The 17,520-nt window shown below is 44.9% G+C and carries 14 protein-coding genes; all 14 read right to left on the bottom strand.

The window, feature by feature from the left end; genetic code table 11:
* Positions 1–22: 22 nt before the first annotated feature.
* On the bottom strand, positions 23–1,042 hold the full coding sequence (locus tag H6995_15520; GenBank protein ID MCP5216411.1) for a TniQ family protein: 1,020 nt from the start codon (positions 1,040–1,042) through the stop codon (positions 23–25).
* On the bottom strand, positions 1,039–2,442 hold the full coding sequence (locus tag H6995_15515) for an AAA family ATPase (protein ID MCP5216410.1): 1,404 nt from the start codon (positions 2,440–2,442) through the stop codon (positions 1,039–1,041). The genes H6995_15520 and H6995_15515 overlap by 4 nt, the downstream gene beginning before the upstream one ends.
* A 32-nt stretch (positions 2,443–2,474) precedes the next feature.
* Positions 2,475–4,679, bottom strand: a complete 2,205-nt coding sequence (locus H6995_15510; protein ID MCP5216409.1) for a hypothetical protein — start codon at positions 4,677–4,679, stop codon at positions 2,475–2,477.
* A complete protein-coding gene (locus H6995_15505; protein MCP5216408.1) occupies positions 4,666–5,505 on the bottom strand; it encodes a hypothetical protein in 840 nt (279 codons plus the stop codon). Before H6995_15505 ends, H6995_15510 begins: the two co-directional genes overlap by 14 nt.
* Positions 5,506–6,111: 606 nt before the next feature.
* The gene (locus H6995_15500) at positions 6,112–6,837 is read right to left on the bottom strand and encodes a M48 family metallopeptidase (GenBank protein MCP5216407.1); all 726 of its coding nucleotides are present in this window, start codon (positions 6,835–6,837) and stop codon (positions 6,112–6,114) included.
* Positions 6,837–10,037: a type I restriction endonuclease subunit R gene (locus tag H6995_15495; protein ID MCP5216406.1), complete on the bottom strand. Its 3,201-nt coding sequence runs from the start codon at positions 10,035–10,037 to the stop codon at positions 6,837–6,839. The genes H6995_15500 and H6995_15495 overlap by 1 nt, the downstream gene beginning before the upstream one ends.
* On the bottom strand, positions 10,030–12,084 hold the full coding sequence (locus tag H6995_15490) for a hypothetical protein (GenBank protein ID MCP5216405.1): 2,055 nt from the start codon (positions 12,082–12,084) through the stop codon (positions 10,030–10,032). The genes H6995_15495 and H6995_15490 overlap by 8 nt, the downstream gene beginning before the upstream one ends.
* Complete coding sequence (locus H6995_15485; protein MCP5216404.1) at positions 12,084–12,635, bottom strand: TIR domain-containing protein; 552 nt, start codon at positions 12,633–12,635, stop codon at positions 12,084–12,086. Before H6995_15485 ends, H6995_15490 begins: the two co-directional genes overlap by 1 nt.
* 2 nt (positions 12,636–12,637) lie before the next feature.
* Positions 12,638–13,249 (bottom strand): TIR domain-containing protein, encoded by a 612-nt coding sequence (locus H6995_15480; GenBank protein MCP5216403.1) that lies wholly within the window; start codon positions 13,247–13,249, stop codon positions 12,638–12,640.
* Positions 13,249–13,770 carry a toll/interleukin-1 receptor domain-containing protein gene (locus H6995_15475; protein ID MCP5216402.1) on the bottom strand — a complete coding sequence of 174 codons (522 nt, stop codon included), beginning with the start codon at positions 13,768–13,770 and terminating at the stop codon, positions 13,249–13,251. Before H6995_15475 ends, H6995_15480 begins: the two co-directional genes overlap by 1 nt.
* Before the next feature lie 11 nt (positions 13,771–13,781).
* Complete coding sequence (locus H6995_15470) at positions 13,782–14,015, bottom strand: DUF2188 domain-containing protein (GenBank protein ID MCP5216401.1); 234 nt, start codon at positions 14,013–14,015, stop codon at positions 13,782–13,784.
* Positions 14,016–14,017: 2 nt separating this feature from the next.
* Positions 14,018–15,232: a restriction endonuclease subunit S gene (locus H6995_15465; protein MCP5216400.1), complete on the bottom strand. Its 1,215-nt coding sequence runs from the start codon at positions 15,230–15,232 to the stop codon at positions 14,018–14,020.
* Positions 15,229–16,797, bottom strand: coding sequence for a type I restriction-modification system subunit M (locus tag H6995_15460; protein ID MCP5216399.1), 1,569 nt, complete (start codon positions 16,795–16,797; stop codon positions 15,229–15,231). The genes H6995_15465 and H6995_15460 overlap by 4 nt, the downstream gene beginning before the upstream one ends.
* 3 nt (positions 16,798–16,800) lie before the next feature.
* A complete protein-coding gene (locus H6995_15455) occupies positions 16,801–17,379 on the bottom strand; it encodes a restriction endonuclease subunit S (protein MCP5216398.1) in 579 nt (192 codons plus the stop codon).
* Positions 17,380–17,520: the final 141 nt, after the last annotated feature.

Below are 17,520 nucleotides of genomic sequence, written 5' to 3'. Positions count from 1 at the left end.
TCTGGTAGCCTATGTTTTTATGTCAAGACTCCGTCCCTATCCATGGGGTCACGTAGCGTTGGAGGTCGCCATATTTTGACAGGACTGCCCAGCAAATCGCCATCCAACTCAGAGGGTGAACGAACGTATCTCGATGGTACAACAACCGAAGGCATAGAGGGCTGACGGATTCATCTTGCCGATAGTTAGATCGTAACTTCGCTTGGAAAAACCAATTGATAACGTCTAAAGGGAACGTTACATCGATCGTTTTTCGAATAGTAGTTATCTTTCTGGTATTAGCCACCGACGGAAAGTTTGACGGGTTGAATCCCAGCTCGGCGAATATGTCCGAATAGACTTGCTGGGTATCAAATTGTGCGCCTTTTGTCAGGAGTTCAACCGATACCTCGCTAATCCAGTCAATGAACGGATGGTCAGGGATAGACTTCGCAGCCCCCATACACTCACCACATACTGGGCACCGGTTTTCCGGGAGAAGCTTTATTGATTTCACGCTGATGTCTTTAACCTGATAACCGCAGGCCGAGCAGGCGCCTTGCAACTTTACCTCTGGGTGCTTAAGGCAATGTGCAACGCCAGGTAACTGGTGTTCTACTTGCCAGAAGCATGTTCCGTACTGCTTATAATTCTCCTGGTTGCAGGCTAAACACCATCGCCATTGTTTGTCATGCCTATAACGCACTTGCCGCTTTGGATGAAGGATGCGGGAGTGGTTATACAACTGATGCCACTGTGTATGCGGCGGGGCAGTCTCCGGCTGGCCGGGTAGAAATGAGCGAAAATATTGCCAGAGTGAGTGTTCAGACAGTATGACGGAGATGCTCATCCCAGTATATTGACTTGCCGTAGCCGCGTATATTGGTCGCAACACATGGCTAGGATAAAAGTCCCCCTTTTCCAGTAAATCGCCAGGGACCAGATCACGCCAATCGTTTGTAACGCCACGCTGGATAGCGCGCATGAGAGTCCCCATGAGATGCTCGCCAGGATACAAGATTGGCATATAAGAACAGCGCCTGGAGGCTGCCGGATTATTCATACACCACCTATAAGCGCAGGATTATGAAAAGCTTGTACCGGTTTAGCGGGAGATTTTGATGTATTCTTTTTTTGCGATTGGGTCGATGTAGTAGCCTTTTCTTCACCCACGTCGCCGGATTCCTTTGTAGAGTCCATCGCTTCATCACTCCATGCGACACTACCATCTGGGTTCTTCGGTATTTTTTTCTCAAATGAGTCAAAGTCGCCCACACGAAGCGCTGCCAATGAGCCTTTCATATAGTGAAATTGGCTATCAAATACTTGCTCAAGTAATTGTGCATCAAATGGGGTACCGCCTTTCTGGATGCTGTAATACAAATGCAAACGAGACAATCGGATCATGACCGCCTGTAACCCGGCCGATAATTCATAAAACTTTTTTATGAACTCGGATTGGGTGTTGAGGACATCATCAACCCCCCATATCTGACGGAGGAATATAGCATTGATGAAATCTTTGAACGCCGGGGTGTTATATTTTAAGGGTTTTAGTTTAAAGTGTTGTTCGCTGAGCATACGACGTTTGGTTTGTGGGTCTGCGCTGATCAGTGGAAGTCCTTCATCCGTGGTTGAAATTATGATCGGGATACCCAGCTTATTAAACATGGCTTCTAAAATTTGTAAATTTGGTGAGTTTTTGATTTTTGCGTACTTTAGAAAAAACTGCATTTCGTCAAAATGTACGATCCCAATAAAATGGTTGGCCGCGACCTCTTGAACTTTCAATATATGCAGATCAACAGAGGTGTTGTCAGATCTTCGACTGAATTCTGTGAAATACCGTTCAATACCCAGTGCTTGGTCGACAGCTTTCATGAAATTTAGACAGAGCGCTTTTGGGCTCGGAGTGGCAGGTGCATCGAATGAAATCCAAACGATCTGGTCTTGCTGAAACGACGGAATAGAGCCGTAAGCACTATGTGAGATCACTTGCGGGATAATACCCAAGACTGCTCGTATAACGCTGGTTTTCCCTGTGCCAGTGGGACCTGAAAAAATGGAGCCTGGGGCAGTTGTCATGCCTGGTGGGACCACTTCGTAGATTTTGTTGTCATCATCACCACCAATCAACTCACCTCTTGAAGCCAGTTCATAAAGAAAACGCGTCATTTTTACTGTCAATGGATTGCGATATCGATAGCCGTCTAGAATCAGCTCAAAAAGCTTATCGTACAGCAGCGTGGAAATAGTCGGAGCCACAAATATTTCAGCTATTCTTCGAATGTTGAGATTTTGATAGATCCTTGACAAGGTATGAAAATCATCGGCAAATTTAGGCGAAAAATCAATCAATCGCCTCACTTCATTAGGGCAGAGAATTGGCTGTAAAGCCTCTGCTAGAGGATTGCCGTTTAGTTCCGGATCAGGGTGCTTTTGGTAATGGGGTTTTATTCTCATTATTAGTACCTCATTATTAGTACAAATTAAGCTCAATAATTTGCATACAAATCGTCATCGATATCGTTAGACGCTGAGGGGTCGGTATAGCGTAATTTATCGCTTTTAAAGCCTTCTCGTATCATCTGTACAATATTGTTATGATCCTTTTCAATCATGACTAGTTTGGCCTCCTTGATATCAGAAGGCATGCTTTTCCTGGCAGGATGATCGAGAATTTGAGCAGCGTTTACCGCCATCGCTTGTGTGTGATCGAAATTGAGCTGCAAACGCTCTTGCAAAGCTTTTTGTTCGAGCTCGTAGACTTCCTCAGCGTATTCTTCAAGCTTATCCATCACCACTTCTCTGCGCTGATTCTGCGCCCAATGATCAACATCTTTCAGACGAAGTTCGATAATATTTCCATCGTCATCTCGGTGCCAAATGTAGCTGACAGTGGCGTTGGTAATTCGAACCGGGATCTTATAGCTGCCCTTATATTTGGCCTTGCCATAGACACCCCGCTCAATGCCATTAGGGTACTCATATTCGAGACCATTGTGTTTGACACAATCACCATGGACAGTGGCTACTTCTTCGCGCAAAAATGCGAAACGTAATTTTGCTAGATCTTTGATAATCCGGCCGCCACCCATTTCGCGCTCCATTCCTGCAGTGTAAATCGCCTGTGGTGTAATACCGATGCCTTCTCTTGACATAATAAAATTGTGGAGTTTAAGTCGATTCACATTGTTGTTATGAAAAATAATTTCTTTACCGATGGCTATTACCAGTGAGCGATAGTCCCACACAGCATTGTTTGCAGCGTGTGGCAATTCTCTGAGCGTTGCTTTATGAACATAACCGGGCTGAAAATTCAAAAATGTTTTATTTATAACACCAAATTTACGTTCCACGACCGATTTGGCGTCACCCCTAAAAATCGCTGCGTAGTTCATCATTTTGATGCCGATTTCAGCTTTAAGCATCGCCTTTATGTTGTACTCTGAATATTCCGCTCCATTGTCACCAAAGATGATTCGCGGTACGTGATGACACGGCCAGGCATTTTCATCGAGATCCCAGCTGATAGATTTAGCCCAGTCAGACTTATTCATACAAGCGTGGTAGAGCGCTTCTCCTGCCCCTGCCCAATCCGGACCGTGAAAGCCAATGTAATAACCGACGATACATGTGCTCCATACGTCGACGACTAAGTAAAGCACCGGTCGTCCACAGCTCTTTATTTTAGGGTTGTACGGATACCGCACATAAATATCCAGTATCGTGGCGTCTATCGCGTAGCAGTCCCCCGAACCTAGCACACTATCTCGAGCCAGCCCGATTTTAACCGCCTTATCTTTTTCAAAAGTCAGCTTGCCGAGCTTATGCTTCAGCAATTCTTCATCTGACAACAAACTGTTAACGTGATAATAAAATTGTTGTTTTGAAATACGATCTTTTTCTTCGTGCAGCCAGTTATAGTAAATAACTTCGTCGCCAATTGATCTTAAGATTACGTGACTTTGATATTTCGACTGAAATTCTCCAAAGAGTTTTGTCAAGCTGAATTCTTTGAAAGCTTTAGTATTAGTAATTTTGAACTCTTTTAATATCTTAAGAATATTCAACTTGTCTTGCGCTGTAATGCCTCTCGTCTTTGATTTACAGCCTACTATCTGCCCATGGCGGTTTTTTCTGGTTTTCCGCCCCCGTTTGATCTGATTATCATCTGGCTTATCGTAGACGACTCGATTTCCGCATTGTTTGTAAGCAATCGGTAGCAGGGAGTTCTTAATAGAGCCGAATGTTATTAGTCGATTTAAAATTCGGTATATAACACCACTACTTTTAATCGAAAATTTACTTTGAATTTTTTGGATTTCTTCAGTAATTCCATCGCCGAAGATATAACGTTCAAAAATGTCTTCATCTTCTACAATGGATTTTATGATCCTATAGTTTTTGTCACGCTGAAAAAGCCATTTATCCTTGTTGGTGTTTTCCAGCCATTTTTCTGTTTTAAGCATCATCGCCGGGAGTTGCAAACAGCCGTCAGCAATGAGTTTTCCAGAATTTAATTGTGATTTGATGTCTTTAAATGAATAGATGACCGGTTTTTTATACTGACTTTTTTGATTAAACCAGCTGCCTTGATCGATCAGTGCGACTTTTTGGCGCTCATGGCATACACGTGCGACAAAGAATACGGTCTTTCCGTCAGATTTCTTAAAAATATCGCGCTCAACGAGATTCATCGTAGTTCATCTTGAGAGTTGTTGAGAGCGTAATTCTCTGAGTGATATCTAACGGTAAGTAGTGCTTGGTACCGCAGTAGCGGAACATATTCAGGCATGCAGAAAATGGCAGTTTTACTTCAAAAGCCGTTTCTTTTAACACGTCATTCAAAATATTGAGCGGGTCTTTATCAAAAACCTTTAAAAATTTGGATACGAAATTTACAAGCTCTTCTTCTTGATAGACCTGGTGACGGTACTCATTTAGCCAGTTGATACTGTATTCTGTGTTTTTCGATAGCTCCTTGTTTGTTAGAATAATAAATTCTTGTTTTTGATATTTCGTGTGGTAGATCTCGGCGATCTTTATTTTTTGCCACTCTCGAGTAATCGGTGATACTTCGTTGTTGACAGTTTTGTAGAGCCCATTCATGTATCGCACAAATACAGCAATTTCTCGATGCTTGCCCGACTCATAGTCAGTGCCTTCCATCACAATATCTGTCGACATCGTTTTAGCCGCATTTTCTTCCCAATCCCGTGGGTGCATGACGCCCAGTTCATTGGCAATTTTTATTGTTAACTCAATCGGATGTAGGGGGACTTGCGTCTTGAATGTTGCATTTTTAAACTTATAACGCAGATAAGTCATGGCCCGCAGCTCTAAATCACTCGCAGAGACATGCATACGTTCTGTTCCCGGCTCGAGGTGTAAGTGACGTCTGCCGATTTTCCACGTGTCGCGGATGCCGACAAAAGGAACGAATTCTTGTAAACGCTCCGTTTTAGCCAGCCAAGCCGACGTTTTCTTGAGCTCCTTCTCTGTGATAACCGCTTGAGCTTTCATCTCAAAGTGCTCTCAACGCGTTGATAAGCGGTTTCATATCGCCATTTGAGTTCCGCGAATAGGCGATGGAAGGGAGGATTTTTGCAATGTGTGGTCATGTGAACTCTCATCGTTTGCTAATTAGTTATTTACTTAGCAAATATGAAAGCACGAAAAAAAGGGGTTGGCTAGCTTAATAATAATCGAGAGTTTACGTAACCCATTGATTATATATGCTTAATTATATGAAAGTGACGAAACTGTGATATGGCAACTTATTGATTTAATGAATAAAAAACACTTAAGTATATAATAAAGTATATATTAATGCCAAGAACTATTAATTATATGTACATCAATTTCTTATAAATATAAAATCTAGTTGCGGCGGGATTTTAACACCCTCAGATTCCGGAAATTCACCTTCCAGTTGCTCAATTTGGAGTTAATCGGGCTAAAACGCGTTCATCCAAGGCATAACTTTGGGTCATTTTTATACCACCACAACCCTACATTAGGTCCATTTTGGTATCGATAACGACCCAGCAGCTGGCACTAAAAATTGATCAAATTATACTAAAGGGGCGCAGGCGCAAAAGCCAATTCACAAGATCCTCCCATTCATAATCACACCATACTTAGTTCGAGTTTGTGTTTTATCTTCTCCCAGCCTGGGATAACAGATTCTAGGAGCTTATAAAATTCTGGGCTATGATCATGATATTTCAGGTGACACAGCTCATGCGTAACAACATAGTCAATGCATTCTTTAGGCGCTCTGATCAGGTCTGTATTGAGGGTTACTGTACCCTTGTCTGAGAGGCTGCCCCATCTTTTTTGCATTCGCTTAATGGATAGTTTTGGCTGGTCAATATCGAGACCGTTAAATTTCTGCCAGCAGCGATCCATGCTCTCTGCAAATTGAGGTTGTGCCTTTTCCGAATACCATTGGTTTAATAGCTTCTTGGCAGCATTTGAAGTCGGTTTGCTCCGGCAAGTGATATGAAAAAAACCACGAAACAATTTCACTGCATTTTCCGTTCCCTCGGCTAACTTCAAGCGGTAATGCTTTCCAAGATACAGGTGGGTTTCGCCGTTCACGTAACAGCGATCAGGTGTCTTTGGATTAAACTGTTTGAAATAATTCAGCTGCCTGAGAATCCAACGAGCCCGCTTTATTATTTTCTTTTCTATCAAGGTGATATCGGACTGCACGGGCGCTTTGACAATAACCGTACTGTCAGGATGCACAGCAATTTCCATCGTTTTTCTGTCACAGTACAACAGACTAAAATCGATGGTCTTCCGCCCGTAAACAACCGAATGTTTGTTGTTATGGATTAATGCCTCCATTATTTATAGCTCCTGTGCTTTGCCACCTGCAGAACCTTCCCGATGATGTCATCCATCTGATCAATCGACAGCTCGATCCCTCTTTCCGTCTTGAGCTCATCATAGAGGTAATCGTCAATCTCATTAACCGCCTGTTTCTGAGCATCTTCATCATCCCAGAAGTGAACCTTCTTGTGTTTTTCCAATATGCCATGAATAGAAATTGCCGTATCAGCCGCAGCTGATTCAAGGTCTTCTTCACCTAATTCGTGTTTTTCAAAGAAAGGCTTAAGCACCCCGAAATAGGCCATGGCATCTTCATTCCCGGAAAGCTTGTCCGGTATATCATCATGTACCTTGCCGACAACCTTGTTGCGGATATCAACGACTTTGTTCAGATAATCCAGATCGGATATCCTCTTAGCCCTGAAATCTTCAATCGCCTGTTGGATCAGTTTTGAGAACTTCTCGTAAAACACAGGGTCCTCATCCATCTTTTCGGTGATGACTTTCTTCGTGGCGTGTGCAATCGTATCAGCCTTTGAAGCCGTTGTTTTCTTGGTTTGGTAGACGCCTTGTTCCTCTTTGACCTGATTAAACATTTTGTCGTCAAAGATATTGACCGGCTCATTCAGCTGAACAACTTCATTGGCCTGAATGTGTGTATCCAGCAGTTTTTTGATTTTGGGCTCATAATCCCGGTAATCAATTGCCTCTGCATACCGGAGCTTGACAGATGCTTTGAGTGACTGGAATTTTCGAAGGTCAGCCTTGTATCTGGACAATGTCTTCTCATCGGTTCCGGTCAAAAACTTCTCGGAGGAGAGTGCGATACCGAGGGTTTTTCCGAACTCCGAAAGACAGCCGTAAAACTCTTCTCTGAGCTCATCATCGGCAAGTAGCACTTCATAAGCCTCTTCATCGTAGGAATGCTTAACCGTTTTGAATAGATCCCAAAGATCGGAATACCTGCCGGGCAGTTTTTCGATTTCGCTGTTAATTGATGTCAGGGTGCCGACCAAATCGGATTCATCGAATCCTTCAAATGCACTGTACATGGTAAGTGCTTTGTCCAGCTCACCGAGGACGCTTGCATAGTCGACAATAAATCCGAACTCCTTACCCTCATGAAGACGGTTGACCCGGGCAATTGCCTGAAGCAGCGTGTGCTCCCTTAGCACCCGGCACAGATAAAGAACCGCATTTCGCGGAGCGTCAAAACCCGTGAGCAGCTTATCAACGACAATAAGGATTTCAGGTTCACTACCGTGTTTAAACTGGTTGATGAGCTGCTTGGTGTATTCTTCTTCACTACCGTAGCGCTTCATCATCTTTTGCCAGAATTTAACGATCTCATCCGTTGTTTCATCATCAGTCTCTTCATAGCCTTCACGCATATCCGGCGGCGAGATAACAACCTCGGAACTGACAATACCAATCTCATTCAGATACGCGTTGTACTTGAGGGCAGATGCTTTATTCGGGGCCACCAACTGAGCCTTGAATCCTGTTCCCTGCCAGTTGGAGCGGAAGTGCTCGCTGATGTCAAAAGCTCTCATGTAGATGACCTGATCGGCTTTGTTCAGCATTTCCGCTCGTGCATATTTCCGTTTCAGGTCCGCCTGCTGCTCCTTGGTCAAGCCCTGTGTGTGGCGCTCAAACCACAGATCAACTGCCGTCTGATTTTGCGTCATCTCCACATGCCGCCCCTCATACAGAAGCGGAACCACCGCGCCATCTTCAACGGCCTGTGTGATGGAATAATGAGGCTCCACCAGTTCACCGAATTTGGTGAAGTTGTTCTTTTCCTTCTTTAACAGCGGTGTGCCGGTAAATCCCAAATAACAGGCATGAGGAAACATCTGTCTCATCCGGGCAGAAAAGGAACCGAACTGGGTACGGTGGCTTTCATCCACCAGAATGAAAATATCGGGCGATTCATCCTGATATTTCTTTACCGCGTAAGCCTTGTCGAACTTGTGAATGAGGGTTGTGATAATGCCTGACTTCTTTTCAGCGACCAATTCCAACAGGTTTCTGCCTGATGTTGCCCGGTTTGCTTCAAGGCCACAAGCGGCAAAGGTATTCCCGAGCTGCTTGTCGAGGTCGTCACGGTCTGTCACAAGAACAATTCGCGGATTCAAAATTTCGGGATCTAAGGCCAGGTTACGGGCAAGCATCACCATGGTCAGTGACTTCCCTGATCCCTGAGTGTGCCAGATAACACCGCCTTTACGTGAATTGGTGCTATCGAAGTGCTTAACACGGTTCAGGGTAGACTTGATGACAAAATACTGCTGATAGCGGGCAACCTTTTTGATTCCCCCATCAAAGACCGTAAACTTCCAGGCCAATTCCAAGAACCTTTCCGGACGGCAAAGGGAGAAAAGAGATTTATCCTGCTCGGTCACCAGTCTGTTGCCGGTAAATGCTTCCGGTTTAACATCAAAGGTAGATGAAATTCTGGCGACAACATCTTCGGAAAGTGGTTGGTTGACTACTGCTGCCAGTTTTTCAAACTCGCGCTCACCGTTATCCATCTGAGGCTCTTTCCATACACCCCAGAATTTTGCTGCGGTTCCCGTTGTTGCGTACATGGCGCTGTTTTTATTCAGAGCCAGCACCATCTGGCTGTAGATGAAGAGCTTCGGGATATAGTCGTCGTTCTGATTTCTGATCGACTGCGAAACGGCCTGTTCCACTTCAATCTGCGGCGCTTTACACTCAATCACGCAAAACGGAATACCATTAACGAAGAGAACGATATCCGGACGGGCGGTTTCCGTTGACCGTGAACGTTCAACACTGTATTCGACCGTCACATGAAACTTGTTGCGACCGGGATTGCGCCAATCGATATAGTTCATGTTGAAGCTTTTTGAGTCGCCCTCGATGGTCTGCTCCATGGCCGTCCCAAGCGTAATCAGATCGTAAATAGCCTCGTTGGTCTTCAGCAGGCCGTCGTATTTGATGTTTTTCAGCTTCTGGATAGCCGACTGCACATTCTCCTCGCTGAAGAGATACTCACTGCTCTTGTAGCGAATGCGGTTGATCTCTTTGAGCTGGTTGCGCAGAATACTTTCCAACAAAACATTGGAGGTTCGATCCTGTCTTTCACGTAGTGCTTCTGCTGGCATCAAAAATTCAAATCCCAAGCCAATCAAAAGCTGCAAGGCCGGGATTTGAGAAAGATGTTTTTCATTTATCTGAAAGTTACTCATCATACCCCTCCGTTTTTGTGCTCATGCTGGCAGAAGCTAATGTTTTTAGCCCTTTTAAAACAAGATGCACGCACTCATCTACAAAAGGAGATTCCATTAATCGCTGATAATCGTCTGAATTAAGGCCGGAAGAACGTGCCAAATCATCCACTGACATGCCTTCCAAAACAGTCTTAATTCTCGTGTAGTCAGCACCCTGATTTCCATTTTTGGCTTTTTCCTGAAGCTCAAAATATCCAGCGTTATTTGTAATCTGCCAGTGTTCGGTTATCGGTTCAGCAATAGCTTTATCTGTGATTGTTTTACAAACCTCAGCAACAACACCACCGAAAGCACCGAGCAAAAAGATTGGTTTATTTTTTTCTATTGAAATAATTATCTCTTCAAGAACTCCCGGCATTTTTCCGTGATAACCCGCGAGTTTGCCACCAGCGCATATGCGCGCATGAGACTGCTCAATAGATTTCTCTCGCATCCATTTAAGGCAACGGGACCAGATATATTTGTTATCTGTTCCGCTTGGAGCTATGAAGACACTCTTATCGATGTCTTTTGCAATATCATCAGGAATATCATGCTCAACAGTTTTAATGATTCCATTGTACTTGGCTCTCCAAGCAACCATTTCTGAATCTGATACATACAAAGGCCAAGCCAGATGATTCTCTACATGAATGTTATCTGTGTTGAGACGGGTCTTTAATGCAATCGCCTCGTCGAGAATAAATTGTGTAAACCCATCTTTGCGAAGATCTCCTCCATAAATAATTGTTCCTGCCCTCGCAAGAAGGTGCCTTGCCAGATCTTGGGATAGTCTCTTCAGGTGATCAGCATATAAATGGTGGTCTGAATAATTACCGACAGAATTATCAGAAATGGAAATACCTATTCTGAAACTACTCAAAGCCCCATCTTCAGCCTTGTTCCACAATGGAGTAAAAGCATCCACTTCAAAATGCGAAAGCCAGTCTACTTCCTCGGAGTAGAGCGAAGGTTCAGGGTAACAAATTTTTTGTTTCCCACTATTTTTCAGATCGATCACCTGACGGATTTCGGGTGGCCTTGAGATGATGGCACAGTCATTATCAATCCAATTCTGGCTTTGATAATATTCGAGTGATTTTTTCGCATGCAGGTGACGTATCGTTTCCAGAATGGTAGCAATTAGGATACGTAATATATCAGGCTCACTAATCGGAGTGTCTGGTGACACATGCACACAGGGGACATTAGATCCTGCAGGAAATACCCTGTCTTCAAAATCTTGAAGACAATCAACCGCGACAATTGGCCGCTGGTGTTGTTTAGCGCAAAGGATTTCTCTCTGACACCAATATCTTGAGGAGTACGCGTCACTTCCTATTGCTACCAATGTGGAGTCTTTTATATGCTTTATAATTTCTTCATCAAATTTGAAGCCCGGTGATATTTCAGTCGCATCAAAAAATCGCGACATATTGGTGCTATCGATGAATTTATAGATTGATTCAGCGTGGAGGCGGCCAGTATCTCCAGCTTTTGCATGGCTTAAAAAAATCTTAATTGAGGAACACTTGCCATGATCATTCTCACTAATTTCGACAAAACCGTATCTGTATATTTCATGAGCCATGGCCAGTATAGCCCGCTGCTCTTTCAAATCTCCCTGCCATTCGTAAGACCTCAGGAAATTTAGATTTTTGAGACTGCCTTCACTGCCATGACCTAATCCATTTCTATCAATGGCTATTGGAACCGCCAGAAAGGTGTCCGATAGTGATAGTTGATTAATGTATGATTTCCATGAGTCCCGCCCTAATGTATTTACGCTTGCGAACACGAATACAATATCTTTTGCAGCCTGCTGTGTCGGTGAGTGTGACGGGGACTGATTCGGGTTTTCTGAACTATAGAAAAAAAGCGGTATATTTAAGCCACGAGAAAAAGGCCGGTCTACATCTCGCGCAAAGCTGGATCTGACAGCATCAAGTATCGAACCTACGGGGCCTTCATCTGCCGGGTTCCAGATGAAATGTATGGCTAAGGGTGGTTTGTATTCTGTTGCCATCAATGTGTCACCCAGCAAATTTTACACACGCCATTGTACTTCATCATATCCAGAGAGTTCTGAATCAGATGCGCCCGGGAAGTTCGAGCCTCATAAGCATCTTCAATCCAAATAGACAGTTCCTCTTTTGAAAACGGATAAGATCTGTATCGCGCATAACAGTCAGACTCGCCTTTGGCCCAGTTCGCTTTAATACGTGGGGGCAGGTGCGCTGAGTTTCCTTGGCTTGGCAGAAGGATGCCAATCAATCCATTGGGGGTGTATTGCCCCTGACGCAGAGAACTCTTTATCTCCCAGTCAACGTATCGTCGACCATGTGTGCAGCTTCCTATCAAAACAATCGTCACGGTACTATCACCAAGGTATTTTTCCCTTATGCGCTGCATTACATAGTCGGTGTTCGTGCTGTTGATAAACTCATCATTATCGTTGGCTCCCAACACCTTGGGAATGAAAACGGAAGAGAACTCCTTGATAAAAGCATCTACCTCGCTCCGATCCCCTTTGTAGTGAGAAATAAAAACTTTCCTTCTATTTGTACTTGATATCATTGTCAGTCCCTCCAATGTGTTTGAGCTTCGGTTCTATTATTTGAAAAGCTGTCCCGACGGTTTGTTGGCAAACATGTTTTACGTCGCTGAAATGCATCATGAATCCATTGGCGCAAATCATTTGGAGAGGTCGGCCAGGCATATATTTTGGCGAATCCGCATTCAATGTTGTCGCTCAGCCGTGGAGGAATTGTATATGGATTATAGACACTTCCGTTTTCTGTATACTTCAAAACTGACGCATTCATTTTGTATGACAGCTGCGCCGAATAAGTCGGGAGCAACAAACCCAGCAATCCGGTTCTTGAATTATTCCTTGTGTCACGAATACCTGACGCTATTTCCCAGTCCACATGCTTTCTGCTCCAAGTTCCTTGTCCAACAAGCACAAGTGTAACGGTTGCATCAGAAATAAAATCATCACGAATCAACTGACGGATACGATCTGTGGCCAAATAGGGATGTATATCACCATCCCCAACTGACCTTGAAATAAACCCGTCAAACTGTTCTCCCCATTGAGTTTCAAGGTGCTTTTTGTAGTAATCATCTGCATGATGAAAACTGATGAACGTCTTGTGCTTGGGGGTTACATTGGTGTTGTAAAAGCTCATCAATAACTCCTCTGACCCAATGATTTCATTACGGTAGATTCAAAGCTGCGGGCTTTATTCACCGAAGCTGATCTCTGCGAGAAGTTTTCGAGCCCAATGCTTTTTTCGAGCAGTAGAGACTGTCTTTTGTATTCCCTTGCAAAAACATCTATATCGCTATCAGACCGCAGTCGGGGCCACTCAAGAAGGTATTCAGGCAATGTTTCCTGCCAGCTATAGGCGGAGCGGTCTGGCAGAGGTGTAAAGCTAGAAATAACTCGGGGCATTTCTCGTGCAGTACCTATTTCAAAAGGCACCCACCATGACCCCTTTGTATTTTCTGTGACAACAGCAAGCAATGTGTCGCATTTGCGCAGTCTGTCGACCAGCAACGGAGTGAGGCTCGATTTCCCCCGATTATTTCCAAGCTCCTTATCCATATCATCGATATAACAGGTAATACCGTGGATGCGGTTAAGCCACCCAAATACCTTTTTGGCTAATTCGTCGTCTCTGGTTGTATGCGATATAAATATTGGCATTGAATCACTCCTTACTTTTTGTCTTTTGGAGGGCACGGGTCATTTCCGTAGCTGTTGCCAGCCCGGATCTTTCCGTCCACGCCATGAATCTTGGTGTCCGATTTATGGTTTCTGGCGATGTTCTCCGCCACGTCAATGGCCTGCGCCTGTGTGCGGGTAACTTTGGCCGCCTTGCTGTTACCTTCGCCCTTGACCGCCCAACCATCAGGATGCTTTACAACGTGCTGATTTTTACCTTTAGTCATGATTACTCCGCCACGTATTGGTTAACGATTTCCGGTTTAACCCGCCATTCGCCGGTGAGCATCTTATGCATCAGGCCGCGTTTCTGGGTTTTGTATTTTTCTGCGAGCTGTTTCAGCAGATCGATTTCCTGCTGGCAAACGGACAGAGTTTCAGCAATTTCTTTTTGTTCTTCGAGAGAAGGAACTGGAATCTTAATGCTCAAGAAGTCTGGTATACTTATTTGTTTTCCATCACGAATGCCGATGACGGCAAGGTTCAAATACTTCTCAATGAAGATGTAGGACTTAAAAAACAGCCGGTAAAAGTCACTGTTCAATTCAGTTTTTGGTCTCAACACTGTATACGCCGGGCTGATGATCCCTTGATAATTCGAGTATTCAATGCCGCCTTGGAATGAACGAAGACTTATTGCAAAATCTCCCCGCTTGATGAGCTTATAGCTTGCAGTTGTACCAGAGGGTGACATGACTCGGCCTTCCAACATGCTGCGAGGAATAACGCCACGATCTTGGGTGACTGACAGAAGCTTTTCATCAGGAAAGTTCTTTTCTGTTATCGTATCGAATATTTTCTTCGGTTTGACATGAGGCCAAGAGCCGCATTGCTGACTTATCAGTTTTTGGATCTGGCCCTTTAAGCTGGTTTCCTTCACCTGAATCAGCCGTTCGGTTTTCTCGATGGCCTCATACCAGGTGGACAGCAAATCGGCAATAGCTTCTTGCTCTGGCAATGGGGGGAGTAACACGGGAAAGGCTTTCAGCTGTGATGAGTTAATGCTTGCCAGATTAGTACTTTGTTTTGAGCAGCTGAGAAAGTATCTTTTACCATATGAACTACCTGTTTGAGCTGACAAAAAGCTTGGCAATAATTCATGGTTGTTTGGACGTACTGCAAACACATGATTCTGGTGTAGACAATTTGGGATTTGACCTTCCCAAACAGCCCCTCTTCCGAGTTTGTCAAAATCGCCTCCCTCTGTTAGCAAAACGTCGCCATTCTCAAGCCTGTAACGATTTACTTTATCTTTGTGGATATTAATGGTTTTTATCTCCGACAGATCCAAATAGCCATCTTGGACATTAGCTACTCGAAGATAGGGAAGCTTTATAGTTTCTTGTTTTGAATTCTGATTTTTAGCAATTCCTGTTTGTATAACTGCCACTTTTTCAAGGCGCTTCCTTTTCCAACCATCTGGAAATTGTTTGACTCTACTCATCGCTGAATCTCCTTAAGCTTCTCGGCTATCTTCACCCGCACTGATGCCAGCTCTTTTTCCAGATCATCAATTTCCACCTGCACCGCATCGATGTCTATTTCCTCTTCCTCCTCAAAGGTGTCCACATAGCGGGGAATATTGAGGTTGAAGTCGTTTTCCTTGATCTCGGCGATCTCGGCTACATGGGCGTATTTTTCCTCTTCAGCCCGGGCGGTGTAGGTCTCCATGATCTTGTCGATATGCCCTTCCGAGAGGGTGTTCATGTTTTTCCCAGAGACAAACTCACGGCTGGCATCAACAAGGAAAACGTTTTTGCATTCTTCACGAACGCCGCCTTTCTCACGGGAGCGGTCAAAGACCAGAATTGCCACCGGAATGTTGGTGGTCGGGAACAGGTTACCCGGCAGGCCGATCACGGCATCCAACAGATTTTCCTCGATCATTTTCTGGCGGATACGGCCTTCAGCTGCGCCTCGGAACAGAACGCCATGAGGCACCACCACGGCAACCCGGCCCTGCTTTTCAAGGGCGGTTTCCACCATGTGGCTGATAAAGGCCCAGTCGCCTTTGCTCTTGGGCGGGACGCCTCGCCAGAAGCGGTTGTACTGATCGCTCTCGGTATTTTCAGCACCCCACTTATCCAGTGAGAACGGCGGATTGGCCACCACGCAGTTGAATTTCATGAGCCGGTCATTTTCCACCAGCAGCGGGCTGTTCAGAGTGTCACACCATTCCACCCGGGCGCTGTCAAAGCTGTGCAGAAACATGTTCATCCGGCAAAGCGCCCAAGTGCTGCCGTTGGACTCCTGTCCGAAGAGGGCAAAGTTACGGTCGCCTACCTCTTTGGCTGCCTGAATCAAAAGTCCGCCCGATCCGCAGGCCGGATCACAGATACGATCGCCCGGTTTCGGGCCTGCCAGTTTGGCCACCAGCTCGGTCACTTTCAGCGGGGTAAAGAACTCTCCCGCCTTTTTTCCGGAGTCGGAGGCGAAGCGCTCAATCAGGTAGATGTAAGTATTACCGATCACATCCTCGGAAACGAGACTGGGTTTCATGCTGAGCTGTGGCTTGTTGAAGTCTTCCAACAACGTTTTAAGTCGTTTGTTGCGATCCTTCGTCCGTCCGAGGTTGGCCTCGCTGTTGAAATCGATATTGCGGAACACACCTTCGAGCTTGCTCTTGTTGCTCTCTTCAATATGGTCAAGCACGATGTTGATCAGCTCCCCGAGGTTGACGGCAGACCGGCGCTCATACAGGCTGTAATAGGTGGCGGGAAATTCATCCAGAACCGTCTCTTCGCCAGTCTCATCATTCTTTTCAGTGAGTTTCACCACCGGGAGAACAAAACGTTCACGTTCGAGCTTGCGTCGGATACGGATGTCGTCATCACCATACTGCTTCTGATACTCTTCATAATGGTCCTGCCATACATCGGAGATGTACTTCACAAACAGCATTACGAGTATGTAATCTTTGTACTGCGCCGGATCTACAACACCCCGGAAAGTGTCACATGCCGCCCACGCTGCGTTGTTGATGTCTTTCTGATTAATCTTACTGCTCATATCTTATTCTCCTTTTGCATGTTGCATGAGTACTGTTGAAATGTATTGTTCCCGCTTATCGGCCAGCGTATGAAGCAGGGTTTGTTCACGAGCAGACAGCGTGGCCAGCTCTACGATGTTTTTCTGTTTTTCCAGACTTGGAAGCGCCACCTCCAGATCTTCAATCGCCTGTTTACTGATCATTTTCTGAACCGTCCCTTTGGCCCGGCTGGTCAAAAAAATCTGCGCATCCCGCTGGCTGATGTACCAGTTCAGATACTCGGGAAAAACCTTGTCCGGCTTCGTCACCCTTATCCTTAATAATGGGGCGGCGACAACAGCCTTGCCCGGATCTACGAGAAGAACCGCTGCCGTAGTCACATGACCGCGAGACCTGAATACCAGATCGCCTCTTTGTGCGAGGTGATGCTCTTTCACGGCATCCAAATCAATCTCGACCAAATCATCACAGCCGACCGTGTTGTCATCCAAAAGGTCCTTCATCTGAATAACTGCAACTCCGCCACCTTCAGAGGCTTCGAGACGGGACCTGAACGAGTATCCCATCTGCACGATTGCCAGTTTTTTTATTTTCATCTTCATTCAATCACCCTGTAATACGCTGTAATATCGTTACTGTAAAATATACGCATAGCAATACTTCTTGTCAACTATTTTGCAAAAATAACGTTTCTGTATTTTAATATAAAAGCTTTAGCGATCTATTCCGCATTATGGTTGAGG

This window comes from Pseudomonadales bacterium, assembly GCA_024234615.1.
Lineage (GTDB): Bacteria > Pseudomonadota > Gammaproteobacteria > Pseudomonadales > IMCC2047 > JAJFKB01.
Note: the sequence above shows the minus strand (reverse complement) of the source record. Positions and strands in the feature narration are given on the sequence as shown.